At 39.9% G+C, this 14693-nt stretch carries 19 protein-coding genes (1 of these 19 running past the window's edge); 3 read left to right on the forward strand and 16 right to left on the reverse strand.

From position 1 onward, the window contains the following. Positions 1 to 830: the 5' portion of a DUF5610 domain-containing protein gene (locus LY624_RS15625; protein WP_341803428.1), read on the reverse strand. Its footprint begins 292 nt before the window's first position; only the first 830 of its 1122 coding nucleotides appear in the window; it begins with the start codon at positions 828 to 830; its stop codon lies beyond the left edge, outside the window. Between the two features lie 165 nt (positions 831 to 995). On the opposite strand from LY624_RS15625, the gene trmA reads away from it, so the two are divergent. Then, complete coding sequence (gene trmA / locus LY624_RS15630; RefSeq protein WP_341803429.1) at positions 996 to 2093, forward strand: tRNA (uridine(54)-C5)-methyltransferase TrmA; 1098 nt, start codon at positions 996 to 998, stop codon at positions 2091 to 2093. Positions 2094 to 2095: 2 nt separating this feature from the next. Here trmA and LY624_RS15635 read toward each other — a convergent pair whose 3' ends face one another. The 5 genes from LY624_RS15635 to ccoG all read right to left on the reverse strand — a co-directional run bounded on the left by LY624_RS15635 (position 2096) and on the right by ccoG (position 6393). Next, on the reverse strand, positions 2096 to 2551 hold the full coding sequence (locus LY624_RS15635; RefSeq protein ID WP_237120520.1) for a DUF523 domain-containing protein: 456 nt from the start codon (positions 2549 to 2551) through the stop codon (positions 2096 to 2098). Between the two features lie 57 nt (positions 2552 to 2608). After that, on the reverse strand, positions 2609 to 3247 hold the full coding sequence (locus LY624_RS15640; RefSeq protein ID WP_130149096.1) for a thiol:disulfide interchange protein DsbA/DsbL: 639 nt from the start codon (positions 3245 to 3247) through the stop codon (positions 2609 to 2611). An 18-nt stretch (positions 3248 to 3265) separates the two neighbouring features. Next, positions 3266 to 3889, reverse strand: a complete 624-nt coding sequence (locus LY624_RS15645; RefSeq protein ID WP_130149095.1) for a thiol:disulfide interchange protein DsbA/DsbL — start codon at positions 3887 to 3889, stop codon at positions 3266 to 3268. Between the two features lie 32 nt (positions 3890 to 3921). Continuing rightward, positions 3922 to 4896, reverse strand: coding sequence for a serine/threonine protein kinase (locus LY624_RS15650; protein WP_130149094.1), 975 nt, complete (start codon positions 4894 to 4896; stop codon positions 3922 to 3924). A gap of 66 nt (positions 4897 to 4962) precedes the next feature. Then, positions 4963 to 6393, reverse strand: a complete 1431-nt coding sequence (gene ccoG / locus LY624_RS15655) for a cytochrome c oxidase accessory protein CcoG (RefSeq protein WP_237120516.1) — start codon at positions 6391 to 6393, stop codon at positions 4963 to 4965. A gap of 283 nt (positions 6394 to 6676) precedes the next feature. Here ccoG and LY624_RS15660 point away from each other — a divergent pair, with 283 nt between their 5' ends. Together LY624_RS15660 and LY624_RS15665 are read left to right on the forward strand one after the other, a co-directional pair. Next, positions 6677 to 7036 carry a hypothetical protein gene (locus LY624_RS15660; RefSeq protein ID WP_130149092.1) on the forward strand — a complete coding sequence of 120 codons (360 nt, stop codon included), beginning with the start codon at positions 6677 to 6679 and terminating at the stop codon, positions 7034 to 7036. Further along, positions 7036 to 7242, forward strand: coding sequence for a hypothetical protein (locus tag LY624_RS15665; RefSeq protein ID WP_130149103.1), 207 nt, complete (start codon positions 7036 to 7038; stop codon positions 7240 to 7242). The genes LY624_RS15660 and LY624_RS15665 overlap by 1 nt, the downstream gene beginning before the upstream one ends. Before the next feature lies 1 nt (position 7243). On the opposite strand, the gene LY624_RS15670 is transcribed toward LY624_RS15665, so the two are convergent. From LY624_RS15670 to gspF, 10 genes are all read right to left on the reverse strand, one after another. After that, positions 7244 to 7858, reverse strand: a complete 615-nt coding sequence (locus LY624_RS15670) for a UPF0149 family protein (protein ID WP_130149091.1) — start codon at positions 7856 to 7858, stop codon at positions 7244 to 7246. A 23-nt stretch (positions 7859 to 7881) separates the two neighbouring features. Further along, entirely contained in the window at positions 7882 to 8640 is a 759-nt protein-coding gene (locus LY624_RS15675; RefSeq protein WP_341803430.1) for a type II secretion system protein N, read from the reverse strand. 3 nt (positions 8641 to 8643) lie between these two features. Next, on the reverse strand, positions 8644 to 9117 hold the full coding sequence (locus LY624_RS15680; RefSeq protein WP_341803431.1) for a type II secretion system protein M: 474 nt from the start codon (positions 9115 to 9117) through the stop codon (positions 8644 to 8646). Further along, on the reverse strand, positions 9114 to 10325 hold the full coding sequence (gene gspL, locus LY624_RS15685) for a type II secretion system protein GspL (protein ID WP_341803432.1): 1212 nt from the start codon (positions 10323 to 10325) through the stop codon (positions 9114 to 9116). Before gspL ends, LY624_RS15680 begins: the two co-directional genes overlap by 4 nt. After that, positions 10322 to 11314 carry a type II secretion system minor pseudopilin GspK gene (gene gspK, locus LY624_RS15690; RefSeq protein WP_341804416.1) on the reverse strand — a complete coding sequence of 331 codons (993 nt, stop codon included), beginning with the start codon at positions 11312 to 11314 and terminating at the stop codon, positions 10322 to 10324. Before gspK ends, gspL begins: the two co-directional genes overlap by 4 nt. Further along, entirely contained in the window at positions 11314 to 11931 is a 618-nt protein-coding gene (gspJ, locus tag LY624_RS15695; protein WP_193987922.1) for a type II secretion system minor pseudopilin GspJ, read from the reverse strand. Before gspJ ends, gspK begins: the two co-directional genes overlap by 1 nt. Then, positions 11931 to 12269, reverse strand: coding sequence for a type II secretion system minor pseudopilin GspI (gene gspI / locus LY624_RS15700; protein WP_445936744.1), 339 nt, complete (start codon positions 12267 to 12269; stop codon positions 11931 to 11933). The genes gspJ and gspI overlap by 1 nt, the downstream gene beginning before the upstream one ends. Before the next feature lie 35 nt (positions 12270 to 12304). Then, complete coding sequence (locus LY624_RS15705) at positions 12305 to 12904, reverse strand: prepilin-type N-terminal cleavage/methylation domain-containing protein (RefSeq protein ID WP_341803433.1); 600 nt, start codon at positions 12902 to 12904, stop codon at positions 12305 to 12307. Positions 12905 to 12956: 52 nt separating this feature from the next. After that, positions 12957 to 13379, reverse strand: a complete 423-nt coding sequence (gspG, locus tag LY624_RS15710; protein ID WP_130149085.1) for a type II secretion system major pseudopilin GspG — start codon at positions 13377 to 13379, stop codon at positions 12957 to 12959. Positions 13380 to 13456: 77 nt separating this feature from the next. Further along, complete coding sequence (gene gspF / locus LY624_RS15715) at positions 13457 to 14692, reverse strand: type II secretion system inner membrane protein GspF (protein WP_341803434.1); 1236 nt, start codon at positions 14690 to 14692, stop codon at positions 13457 to 13459. Position 14693: the final 1 nt, after the last annotated feature.

The raw sequence follows: 14693 nt of genomic DNA on the forward strand, positions 1-14693 counted from the left end.
ACAAGCTGCTCATTACCTAAATTAAGTTCCTGCGCCTCTTTAAAAGCTTCATCTAATGAACCAGAAAAAAAGGTCTCGCTCACTCCTTGTAAATCTTCCATAAGCGCATTAATTGCTTCTTGCTCTTGTTCATTTAATTCACCATTCACTGACATCGAAAATGAAAGCTCACGAGATTGTGATGACTCACTTACAAATGCTTCATTTCCACCACGCTTACTATAAGCACTGGCAGATTGGCTAGTATACGCATCTGCAAAACTGATACTCACTTCATCGCCTTCTGCTGTCGTGAATGTATACTCAGCATTATTTCGTAAACTTACATACTGTGCTTGGCTTACCGATACAGAAGCTGGCTTAGGGTTAAAAAGACTTTCCTCAAGTTGATCTATACCACTGAAGATACCTTCTTTTGATTTCTCAATACCTTCTTCAATATCATCATTTAGTAGATTTGAATCTTTCAGCTCTTCATAAGCCTCATCAACTCCCATTTGAACGCCTTTTCGGGCTTCACCTAACATACTTTTAAGCTTTTCGTCATCTGCACCATCCGCTTTTGCTTTGCGAATAGCGCCGCCAACAAAATCAAGTACATTCTTAACGATTGCTTCAAAGTCAAACAGGGGCTTATCTTTTTTTTCTTCTACTACAGGTAATCCTAACTCTGCGGCAAGTTTATCGCCGAGTACTTTGGCAGCTAACTCTCGCCCTCTTTGCTGATAGCTATCATGAGCACTTTGAATTGTAGGCTGCTGCAATGGTTGCTTACCATTGTACTTATTTACGTTTGTATTAGGCATATAGCCTTGGTTGCCAATTTTCATGATCCGACTCCATGTGATGATTACCTCATTATCGGCTAAAAGTTAGAAAACTTAAGTTTTCTGTATAAAAAAACAACACCAAAAATAAGTAACAAAACTAGACAAATCTTCTATGCCCCCTACAATAGCGCCGATATAAAGCTAAGAGATAAAAGGTAATCAGCCATGGCGGTTATAAAAATTGATACAACTCAATATGATGCACAACTAAGTGAAAAGGAGCAGCGCATCTTTTCACAGTTTCAACGTTTCGGTGTTGAAAAGTTAGAAGTATTTAGCTCTGATCCAATTCACTACCGTCAACGAGCTGAGTTTCGCGTGTGGCATGAAGGTGATGATCTATTTCATATTATGTTTGATCAACAAACCAAAGAGAAAATTCGCGTTGAGAGCTTTGACCCTGCTGCGCCTTTAGTCGGTGAGGTTATGCAGGCGATGATTGAAAACTTAAAAGGGTGTGAAATCCTACGCCGCAAATTATTTCAAATCGATTACCTATCAACTTTAAGTGGTGAGATTCTTGTCAGTTTGCTGTATCACAAGCCCTTATGTGATGAATGGTTAGAGGCAATTAAAGCACTAAAAGCAAAACTCAGTACACAATTTAACATCGACTTTATTGGCCGCGCACGTAAACAAAAAGAAGTGATTGGTAATGACTACGTCGTAGAGCGCCTAAACGTTAATGGTAAAGAGCTTATTTATCAACAAGTAGAGAATAGCTTTACCCAACCAAATGCCAAAGTAAATATTAAGATGCTTGAATGGGCACAAGCACTTTGTGAGCCATTAGAGAATGATTTACTCGAACTATACTGTGGTAATGGTAACTTCTCGATTGCTTTAGCGAACTCGTTTGATCGTGTACTCGCAACTGAAATTTCTAAATCATCTGTTTACTCTGCACAATATAATATTGCACAAAATAAAGTGGATAACTTAGATATCATTCGCATGTCGAGTGAAGAGTTTACGCAAGCTATGAAAGGTGAACGCACGTTTTCTCGCTTAGAAGGCATTGATCTGAAAAGTTATAATTGTCAGAGTATTTTAGTTGATCCACCCCGTGCAGGAATGGATACACTCACCTGTGATCTCGTAGCCAATTACGACAATATTATCTATATATCATGTAATCCAGATACGCTTGAACGCGACCTTGAACACCTTAGTAAAACACACGAAGTTAAACGCTTTGCTATATTTGATCAATTTCCATACACGCATCACATTGAGTCTGGTGTATTTTTACAACGTAAATAAGTTCAGTTTTCTGCCAGTGCTGCAAATAGCGCTGGCAATTGCTCTTCACTGAACACATCTATATTATTACTTTGTAATAACCGTGCGGTTAAACCCATCCCTATAACCTTATGCCCTGTATGGCTGCCATCATAGATAGTGTTACGCCCGCAGGATGGACTGGATTCTTTTAGTAAAGCAAAACGAATTTTATGCTTTTGGCAAATTTTTAAGGCTTGTTCTGCTCCTGCGATAAATTCAGCAGTGACATCTTCAGCATCTTTCGTTAACACTCGATCTTCTTTAATTTCAGCGGGCGGCCTTGGGATAGGTAAACCACCAGCCACTTCGGGACAAAAGGAAACTAACCTTTTTTGTTGTTTGAGTGATTCTAATCCAGGGTCTAATAAGTTTTGCGATTGGCCATCGTAGCGTACAGGATTCCCCAATAAACAGCTTGATACTAAAACTTTTTCCATGTTCTTCACCAATAAAAAAGCTCCGCGAGCGGAGCTTATTAATATATTTAGCTTATATTATTTATCAGCTAAATAGTTGATAAGGTCAGCCATACCTTTTGCATCACTGATACCTGACTCAGCACCTAAAATTAAACGATATTTACCATTCACAATGAATGTTGGTACACCTTTTAATGCGCCTTTTTGTTTGTAGTACTCTTGATCGCGTTTCATTTTTGATGCCATCGTACGTACAGAAAAGCTATTGTAGTATTTATCAAAATCAGCTTCCGTTACGCCTTGTGATACGAAGATATCTTTCATATCTGCTAATTCATTGATTCGTGCACGTTTACCATGAATATGATTAAAAACAGCAGCCACTAACGCATCTTTTTGTGGTAACACAGCCGCGGTTGCATAAGCTTGGGCTAACATAGATTGAATTTCTGGATCACGAGGTCCTGAAAAGTCTACATGGCTCTTTTTAAAAGCAACACCGTCATTCAAAAGCGGCTTTAGCTGTGCAACGATTGATTCAAAGCTATTACAATGCGGACAATAAAATGAGAAAAACTCTTTTACTTCAGGCTTTTTAGAAGCGCGCGCATCAAATGCTTCGTAATGCTTACCTTCTTCATATTGTGCAGCCGCTGCATTCGCTGCCAATCCTAATGTCATCGCCAATAAGGTGGCTTTAACTAACTTAATCATTACTTCTACACTCCAAAATTATTGTTCTAGTAAAAACTTAACCAGCTCATCAAGCTGCTCTTGGCTCTTGATGGTGTTTAAGTTTATTTTATATTTATCATTTACAATAAATGTTGGTACGCCTGTTAGTGCACCGATTTGTGAATACTTATTTTGTTTGTCTTGCATCGCTTTTTCTGCACTAATTACTGGCATGCTTGCGATTTCAGCATCAAATACTTCATTACTAATACCGTTCGTTGCAAGTAATGCTTTCACATCTTTAATATTTTGTAGTGGCGCACGTTGAACATGGATGCTATGAAAAATTTGATCTGCTACTTGCTCACCCTTTCCTTGTTGCTTAGCAATAAGGTAAGCATAGCTTAGGTTACTTTGTGTTTGTTTTGACACCCCACCTAAAAAGTTAACGTGGTTTTTAACAAACTCAGTACCCTCTGGCAGCGCTGCGGTCAGTGCTTTAGCCACTGGCTCAAACTTAAAACAGTGTGGGCAATAAAAAGAGAAAAACTCTGTCACTTGCGGGGTAGCACTTTTTTCAACTTTCAATACTTCATACTGGTTACCTGCTTCGAAGTCAGCCGCAAATGCAGCAAAAGGTAAACATAGAATGAGTAGACTTAACTTTAATTTTTTAAACATTGTTTTCTCGTCTTTACTTATCTTTTTAAAATTTATGGTAATAATTTTAACGGGGCTTCTTGTAATGCCGCAAGCTGTTCTTTTAGAGCCAGTATTTGTTGCTCCCAGTATTTGTCTTCTGCGAACCAAGAAAAGTTCCGTGGAAATGCAGGATCATCCCAGCGTTTTGCTAGCCACCCCATATAATGCACCATTCGCATGGCACGTAATGGTTCGATGAGTTTAAGCTGATTATGATCAAAATCACAAAACTCTTCGTACGCCGCAACTAAGGTATCTAACTGTAACAGTTGGTTATTACGATCGCCACTTAACATCATCCATAAATCTTGAATGGCTGGACCTTGACGACTATCATCCAAGTCTACAAACATAAGTGCATCACCTGACCAAAGAATATTGCCAGCGTGACAATCACCATGCAGGCGGATTGTTTCAACATTTTTATACTGAGCCGTCGTCTCGTTAATAACCAAATCCAAAATAGTATAAAACGGATTTTCAAGGGCCATAGGCACTAAGTTACTCGCTTGCAAATGAACTTTCGCTGTCTGTAAATATTCTTCGCAGCTAATTTCAGGGCGATGAGAAAAGGATTGTGCCTTTGCAGTTTGATGCATCCGCCCTATTAAGCGCCCAAGGACATCGAGTTGATCTAAGTTATCAACTTCAAAAATCCGCCCTCCTACGCTTGGGAATAATGCAAACAAATATCCATTATGTTCGAAGAGACTCTCACCTTCTCTACAAACCGGCGCAACAACAGGCACTTCAGCTTCCGCGAGTTCAAACGCAAAAGCGTGTTCTTCAAGTATTTGCTCCTTAGTCCAGCGTTCAGGCCTGTAAAACTTAACAACATAACGATAACCATCCTCAGCTTTAAACTGATAAACACGATTTTCGTAGCTATTTAAAGCCAATAGCCCTGACTCTGCGTAAATTCCGATACTTTCTACGGCGTCTAAAATTGAATCTGGCGTAAGGTCGACAAAACTAAATTTACTCATAACGTCCCATTATATAAAAAAAGCGGGAAAACCCCGCTTTTTATTGTATGTGCTCAGTGTACTTAATTATTGTCCCTTAAAGAAGTTGCTGGGCTGTGAAATCTGCACATCAGGCTCTGAATCGACAGAAAGTACAAACTCAAACTTAGTCATAGGCTTTTTCAAATCATAAGGGTCGACGACTAAAGATAGAGGCACATTGTATGATTCCCCAGAAGGAACAGTAAATGTTTGTTTACCTATATATTCAAAGTTATCTAACCCTTCTACAGCAATATTAAAGGTTTGCTCATACTGTGCTTTATTGATGACTTTAAGTGTATAGGTATTCTCTACCAAGCCATTAAAGTCAACGCGATAAAGTTGATTTCGGTCACGAATAATATCGAGTTCCATCGGCTTGCGCATCGCAATATTTGCAACCAGTGCTCCTGTTAAAACAACAAGAATTACCATATAACCTATCAACTTAGGACGTACAGCATGTGTTTTATTTTCAGGTGTTTCTAAGTTACGTTCTGTTGTGTAGGAAATGAGTCCTCTTGGATAATTCATTTTATCCATAACTCCATCACACGCATCAATACAAGCACCACAGTTAATACACTCATACTGCAGACCGTTACGAATATCTATACCCGTTGGGCATACCTGTACACACAAGTTACAATCTATACAGTCACCCAGTCCCAACTCTTTCGGGTCTTGTTTACGTGAGCGAGGGCCTCGGTTTTCACCACGAGCTTCATCATAGCTCACCGTGAAAGTATCTTTATCGAACATAGCCGATTGGAAACGTGAATATGGACAAATATGTAAGCACATAATTTCGCGCATCCAGCCTGCATTCCCATAAGTACATACCGCAAATAAGGCAATACAGCCATAGGAGTAAGCCGTTGCATCGAGTGTAAATACGTCAGGAAGTAAGTCTCTTATCGGTGTGAAATAACCAACAAAAGTCAAAGCTGTATAGAATGAGAATAGCCACCAGCTACTATGTTTTGCGGTTTTTCGCCAGAACTTGTCAAAATCCATTGGCCGTTGATCGAGTTTTTTTCGCTGATTAGCTGTGCCTTCAAACTTCTCTTCAAACCAAATAAAAATAAATGTCCAAACCGTTTGTGGACATGTGTATCCACACCAAACTCGCCCGTAAAAGGTCGTCACTAGGAATAAAGCAAACGCTGCTAACATCAAGATAAACGCTAAAATAGTAAGGTCTTGAGGCCATAGGGTTAAACCGAAAATATTAAATTTTTGACCAACAAGGTCAAATAATACCGCTTGTTGACCCTGAAAGTTAATCCAAGGCAGCAACATAAAAGCAAGCATGCCAATAAAGCCAATACGCTGTCTCAATAGTTGATGTAAACCGGAAACAGCTCTTACGTATATTCGGTTGCGAGGGTTAAATCTATCATCAAGGGAAGCGTTTTCCGGTTTCTGGATCTTTACTTCCGTTGGGATATTTTTAACCTTAATTTGTTTATCCATTAAAATTCCTCAACGCCACTAGGAAATAAATACTCAAACATTATGTTTGTAGTTTACAGATATAGACAATCCGTGAATAAATTAGAATGCATCTCATTACGTTCAAAGATTTCTGAAATTTCCAATTCATCAAAATCATTATACTCAATCTCTAAAAAATTTCAGGGATTGATCACGAATATGTCTGCTTAAATTATTTCATCGTATCTGCTTGCTTTTAAATTGGCCATTTTATTAAACTTGCAACCATACCTTATTCATTCAGATCAAAGTTTGTTGTGCTATGAAAAAATTTCTCATTTTAGTGCTTATAATTTTAGCATTATTCACTATTGATCACCCGTTGATCAAAGAGCCAAGAGAGAAACTACTCGGTGATGGCATTGGCTTTCTTTCAAATGCTAGCAAAGTCAACAGAAGCCCTGCCGCAAACATGGCAAAAAATAATATTAAGTCACAACTAAATTTGTCAGCTTCAGAGCTGGAATACGTCGAAGAAACATTCATAACCGATGAGAAGTTGCAGGTATTTCACCTACGCTATTGCAGAGAGAAAGATATCAACATCTACTTTTATGGTGAGCGTTTAGAGAATGTATGTAGCATTGTTTCAAGTGCATTGAAAGAAAGGCTAAATAAGTGATGGATTTTTCGACTCTGAATAAAAAAGCCAGTGATTCATTTGCAAAGCAGCGTAACTTACTAAAAAAATTAGCTAAGGGACAAACACTACACTGTGAAACCTGCAAAGGTGTTCTTACCCTTGATTTGCAAACAGACCAACCAGGAAAAGGCGTTGTACGCTGCAAAAATGGTTGTACTGATATTATTTTGGAATTAGGTAGTTAGCCTAATTCCACCCCTCATCATTGTACAGCTGACTGTTCATAGCAACCACCTCAATTAACTCAGCAAAGCCCGCTGCAAACTCCCCCATCAACTCGTATTGTTGCTGACAAAGCTGCCCCTCTGTTAGTTCATATTCACTGGCAATTGCGGCAATATCTAATTGCGATAAGCTAAAAAAGCCTAAACTTTGATGAGCGGTATCTAGTGCGGCTTTAAACTCTTCACTAAGCAAAGGCGCAGCTAATAATTTAGCAATATAGTCTTTTGCTCCAAGTAAGAAACCTTGACTCCAATGCTGGCACTCTTGAATATCCAAATATTGTTGCTGTTTTGAATTGACCTGCAAACTGACAGGCAAACTAAACCCAGTTCCAAAAACCTGCTCACTGATCTGCTGATACAATGCCATAAATGCAAACAACACCTGTTCATCCATTTGCCCATCACACCCTGGGCAAACCTGTTCGAGCCACTGATGGACATCAAGAGGTTCTGGCGCACAAATAACAGCAAATAAGTAGCCTTGTGTTTGCGCTAAAGACAGGGCATTTTTTTGCTCTGAAAGAAAGTGTGTTAATAACACTCTTTGCTCAGGTGAAAACTCAGGAATTTGCATATTACTTCTACTATTTACCTAAATTAGAAATTTAATGGGTAACGACCTTCACTATCAGGGCGACCAAGAAATTTAGTTGCATCATGTACTTCTTTAGGAAGACTTGCTTCTGGTTTGATATACCCTGCAACCTTAAAGTCTAAATTCGCTTTTAACGTTGCATCCGCTTCTAAACCTAAGCGGTTTTCAGGGTCAACTAATACAGCGATATCACCAGACTTACAGCTTAAACGACCACTTAAAGGCCCAATACTAAACCAGCCATTTAATCCTTTGACATCAATGTTTGGACTCGTTATTTCACCTGCTAACGTATCGCAGTACGGTTGGCCCGAACTGTACTCATCTAAGTCAACAATTACACGCCCTTGCGCACTAACAGGGAGTGGTAATTGTAAACGCGCCATTGCACGTTCAACGGTTAATCTTAAAACTGCATTCTTGATATCTATGGCTTGGTTAAACAAACCATATGAAAAGTCAGCACGACCGGAGATATCAGCTTTGTCTCTAGGATCACCAAAGCGCACTGTACCAACGAGCTTGCCACTAAAGAGTGACCAGCCCGAAATCTGCCAACGCACATTATTCAGTTGTTCATTTTCAAAACGCGCTTGCATTACACGACCATCCCATAATGAACCGCTGGCTTTACCTAGTTGTAATTGTTTAGGTAGGTATGGAGCGGCTAAATCAAGCGCTACAGCAGCCGGCGTTTTCACTATAGTGAAGACCAAAAAGCACAGTAAAAAAATGGCGACTAATAAAATTGTTTTCTTCATCGTCTACTTCTCTAATACCAACCGACTTACACGAACAAAGCCTGATTTATCATCTTTACTTAAATCCAAATTCTCAATAAGTACTCCTTGAGAATTAACAAGTTCATCAAGCCATTCAACTAATTTATTGAATTCAACAGAGTCAATTGTCAAACGAAGCGAGTTATCGTTTGGTTGCATTTTACTAATAGTGATTTGATAGCGATTACGCGTACTATTTACTATTTGGCTTAAGCTGCGATCATTGGTTACACGAGCACTTCCACTGGCTTTAAGCTTAATGATGCTCTCATCAACCCAAGCAAGCAATTCTTGCTGCTTTATGTTGTCTTGCTCTGCTTTTTCTATTGCATTGTTTAGGGGTCTAAAAATACCCATCACTAATATAAAAATAACAAAAACAGCACCGGCAATCATCACAAGTTGTTGCTCTTGCTCTTTTAAAGAACGCCAATAATTGACTAGTTGCTCTTTCATGCCGCACCTCGCAATTTAATCTCTCCGACAACAAAGTCGCCATCATTATTTAGCGATCCTTGATCAACGGTTAAACCTCGTTGCTCCAAAATTGCTTTCACCTTACCAAATGACTGAAAGTCTTTACCTCTAGCACGGATCCGTAATTCATTTCGTCGTTGATCATAGCGAAGTGTTTCAGGCGAAAAATCTTTTACTTCATCGAAAATCGATACTAAATCACTCGTTAAATCTAAGAAACCTGCTGTACTACCACCATCTAACAAGGCCAGCTCACTGCTGATCTGGCTACGTATTAACTGCGGTCGCACTTTCTTATCGGGAAACGCACGTTGGTAGTTAGATACCACTTGAGTCTTTGTTTGCTCTATTTGGTTATTGAGTTTATAAAGCTCTAGCGACTTAACGCCAACACTACACACTAACGCAACACCTGCTGCAATAGCGGCTTTTTTCCAGTATCCCCACCAAATAGCAGACTTCTTCTTTAACTGATACATGCCTTGGCGTAAGTTAAAGCTGGTATTAGGTAGCTGTTTAGCAAACAATGCTAATGGAAGGTCATAAGACTCTGTTTTAGCTATCAGATTAACCGTATCAGGAAAGCCTACAGCAGGACTGTAATGTATGACATCAGGGTTATTTAAAGCTGTCAAATAACCTTCTAACCAATCAGACTCAACCACTGCCACGTGCCAATTACCTAATTTGCATAACCACTGTTTATTTAGCTCAATCACACTCAGTTGATTAGTTTCATCTGAGCTTGGTAATAGTAATGCGTCAGGTAGTATTTTAAAGACTTCTAAATTATGTTCGTTAAACTGGGCTAACCATTGCTCAAACCATTCTCTGTCTGCCATGGCAATATTAATCGCATGCTTGTCACCAACCATTGTTGGCTCTGCAATTGCGATAAATAGCTCATCAACATCACACGCTATCTCTTCTTCAAGCATGTAAGGGAGGGCTTGTTCTAACTTACGGTTCCACTTAGTTGGGAGCTCAACAGTCTTCAGTTGTACCTGATCGCTTGGCAGTAGCACTATCACTTCTCTTGATTGTGCTTTTTCTGCTAATTCACCTAATTGTGTCGCTGCTGCTATTTCGCCGCTAGCAATGATTTCTTGTTCTGTAGGTGAGTAAATAAGCCAATTTAGGCTATCTGTTAATGTTCGACCCGTACGGATCAACAATATTTCTGTCACTGTACGCCTCCAAATTTTCGCGCCAGTATCGTTACTTTACCATTATTGGCATGCAGTAAGGTGGTCATCGAAAAACGCAGCTCAACAAATTCAGCTTGCGTCTGTAGTTTAAAATATTCACTGTTGATGGTGAGCAAGTCTTTCACGGCATCCACATTTTGTCCGCCTTGTTGCTTAACTTCCTCAAAAAATTCTTCTATATCATCAAATCCTTTATCTGGTCGTGATGATAAAACACTTTGCGCACCTGACAGGCTTAAACCGTCTATCAAGGAACTTAAAATAATTGCACTTTCCGTTGGTAAGGTATTAACGTTAATGGCCAAGCTCTCGTTGCCTGGAATGACACATACAAATGGCAGCACTTTTTCCATAACCAAAGGATTAAACCCTTTAACCAAGCGTAATTCAGAGGTAGACGCAAATAAGCTATTTGCGGTCATATACGGATATTTACGCGATAAATACTCATCTTCTTCTGCTCCCGAACGATAGGTGATGCTGTCTTCATCTAACCAATCGTATACACTATCAGCCATCGCTTCTTCTGATTCATCAGCAGGCAAATCTTCAATATTCTCAAGTAGGGCTAGTAATGCTTTGTGTGCAGGGTTTGTGGTGTTCGATGAACCACTTTGTTGCACCGGTTTTGCATGCAGCGCATTGAGGTTTAAACAGGCTTGTAAATCAGTAATAGTGCCACTTAAGGTGCCATTATCAACAGGATAAGGAACACCGCCTTGCTGTGCCCAAACTTGCCCTAGATTCGTACTATCAGGATCATCTTTCTTGGCTTGGTTTATCGCCTTAATAGCCAGTTCCTCAGCGGCAAATGCATACCACTTAGCCTGTTGGTGACCTTGGATGTTTGTGCTGCGCTGTACTTGCACCATTAGATTTGCACTCATTTCGACTGCCAACATGGCCGCAAGTGCTACAATAAATAGAACAATAACAAGTGCTGCGCCTTTTGAACGCTTTAAGGACATCATGATTGACTCTCAACACCGCCTTCGCCCGGCACTAAAAAGACGCGACGAATAGGCTCTTGTTCTATTTTCTGAATTGTAACAGCAACTGCTTTAGGCAATGCTTTTATTTGCCATTGCTCTTGCCACTCATTTTTGTCATCAAGAAATTCAAACTTTAAGTCTTCGATATCTTCAAGCAGTATTTGTGAGCGTGGCTCCATATTGTCTAGTTGATCAACATACACGCGATATACACGCTCTAGTTTATCGTCAATAACGCGGTAGCCAACGGCTTGTAATTCTGAACGTGGCAACAAGTTAATGGGATTGACCCAGCCATCGCGTACAAACCCAATCCCATCATACTGACTATCCAAAACATACCGTCCTGTCAGAATATAGGTTTCTTGAAAGTCCCCAGCTTCATTACGCACTTGTCTTTTCGTCATTTGACTGAAGTCTTGGTCCATTAAACGAAATGTTGTTTGAAAACCATTAAGCTCGGCAATTGTTTCATCAGACGCGTCTTTTGCTTTTGTGGTTGAGTCTAAAATTTGATGAGTCGATAAAACCACAAAGGCTAGAATCCCCATGGCTATGATTACTTCCAGTAAGGTAAAACCGCGTTGCTTCACTACTTATCACCTTTGTTTAAGTAAGTGGACAACTCATAAACCGGATCCGCGAGTTTTTCATCAGTGAATATATTAATAGTCACTTTTACAAAGCTTTTATCTGCAGTAGGTACAACATCTTGACGCCAATACCATTCATAACCAGCGAGTGTTTCAGTCCCTTTTGTACCGTTTTTGCCCTGCCACTCACGGCCTTTAGCACGTTGCTCAACCATCACATTCTCAGCAACCCATGAAGCATATGTTTGTTCTTCAATCGTAGCGAGATGATTTATATGCTCACCCGTTGCCTGCATTGCTGCAATACCTGCCATAGCGCATATAGCCAAGGCAACCATCACTTCAAGTAATGTAAAACCAGCTGCTTTAATCACTATTTAGGCTCCCTACGAAATTGGACCGGAGCCATAAACTCACCTTCAATAAAATAAATAGGCTCTCGCGCATTCTCAAGTTCGTAAGTAAGTTGAAAGGCACTCACTTCACCCGAGGATAAAATAAGCACTTGCGGTATTTTTAACTTTTTGAGTTCAAGTAAACTATCTTCATCCCCGCCACTCATAAGCTCACGCCAATTAGATTGCTCTAATAAGTTATCCTGTGCCCAAGCCAAATCCTCAAGGTTTAAGGTTAGTTTAAAACGGTTATCGACTTCTACCGGTTCGAATAGCTTTTCGCGATCAAAGGTGACCCATTTTTCACCATCAAAAACGAGAAACTCAAACACGTTTTTATCTAAATGAAAACCTAATTCAACTTGATTCAATATGGCAAATTCTGATGCCAAATTGATTGTGGTGTGTAATCTTAGCGCTTGCTTTTCTAGCTCTTCTTCAGCACCACCATCAAAACTATAGGCGACCATTTTAGTAACAAAGCCGATCACTACCAGCACCATTAGTATTTCGATGAGGCTAAAACCTTTTGTGTGTTTTACGCCTCGAGCCAAATGCAAACGACCAAGGCTTACCATAACAGTAAGCCTTGATGTGTAGATTGAGTAAACATCTGGCTGAGTTTACACATTATTGCTTTTCTTCGTCCCAGTTACCGATATCATCATCAGTACCCGCTTCACCATCTGGACCCATTGAGAAAATATCAACTTTACCAATTTCTCCTGGGCTAATTAGCTGATAAGGATTTCCCCATGGATCTTCCGGTAGTTTTTCAATAAAACCGCCTTCAGGAAAACGGCGAGGAATAGGCTCGATGCTTGTTTTATTCACTAATGCTTCAAGACCTTGCTCAGTGGTTGGATAGGTTTTATTTTTAAGCTTATAAAGACTCAGCGCGTCCTCAATTTGCTGAATATCTAAATGTGCTTTATCTATTGCAGCTTCTTCTTGCTGACCCATAATATTTGGCGCTACGATCGACATAATCATACCGATAATAACCAGCACCACCATAACTTCTAGTAAAGAGAAACCTGATTGTTTATTCACAAAATACCTCTAATTTTCTTCAATATTTATTATAAAACGTCACATCCTCATGATGCGTCGTTTTAACCTTCCTTAATTTAAAGACCAACAGCCTTGTTCATTGCCATAATAGGCTGGAGTATTGCCATAACGATAAACAATACAATAACAGCCATTGATGCGATCATCGCTGGCTCCAAAAGTTTTAAAGAGACATTCACCATACTCTCAAACTCTCGATCTTGATTGTTAGCAGCACGTTCAAGCATTTGTTCTAACTCACCGGACTTTTCACCACTGGCGATCATATGAAGCATCATAGGTGGGAAAAGCTTAGTTTGCTGTAAAGCAGCACGAAGGCTTGCGCCCTCACTGACACGAGTTGCGGCATCTTGCACTGACTTCTTCATTTTTTCGTTGACCAACACCCCACCTGAGATACGCATACCTTCAAGTAATGGTACTGAACTCGACGACAAAATACTTAAAGTTCGCGCGAAACGTGCAGTATTAACACCACGTGCAACCTTACCTATACCTGGCATGTGCAGCACTTTATCATCAAACCAAAAGCGAATTTTTGGCTTCTTTAAAGCATGCTTGATAGCCACAGACACAGCTGTAATTACGATTAAACTAATAAACCAATAGTTCTGTACAAAGTTACTCGCAGCCATCACCCATTCGGTAGTCCAAGGTAATACTTGTTTAGACTTTTCGAATGTTTTTAATATTTTAGGAACAACAGTCCCCAATAATACAGACACAATGGCAATCGCAAACACCACCAAAATGGTTGGATACACCATTGCCTGTGTTATTTGACTACGCATATGTTGGCGTTGTTCCGTGTAATCGGCTAAACGATTTAAAACCTGATCTAAATGACCTGATTTCTCACCTGCTGCTACCATAGCACGGTATAGGTCATCAAACACATGTGGAAACTCACTCATTCCATCAGCGAGGGTATATCCTTCTACAACCTTTGAACGAACCGACATCAACATGCGCTTTAAACGGGGCTTTTCGCATTGCTCAGCCACCGCCATTACAGCCCCTTCAACAGGCAATGCAGATTGAATTAAGGTCGCTAGTTGGCGAGTGATTAAGGCTAAATCTGAAGTCGAAATTTTTGCTTTAAAAAAGCTACCAAATAAGGTTTTTTTCGCTCCTTTAGCTTGCTTTTCACCTTCTGCCGCCGCAACAACCTCTAAGGGCATTAACCCTTGGTCACGTAGTGTCTGGCGAATTTGCTTTACCGTATCGGCTTCAAGAATGCCTTTTTTCTCTTTTCCTTTGCCATCGAGGGCACGGTATTCAAATGCAGCCATG

This window comes from Pseudoalteromonas sp. N1230-9 (assembly GCF_032716425.1).
GTDB lineage: Bacteria > Pseudomonadota > Gammaproteobacteria > Enterobacterales > Alteromonadaceae > Pseudoalteromonas.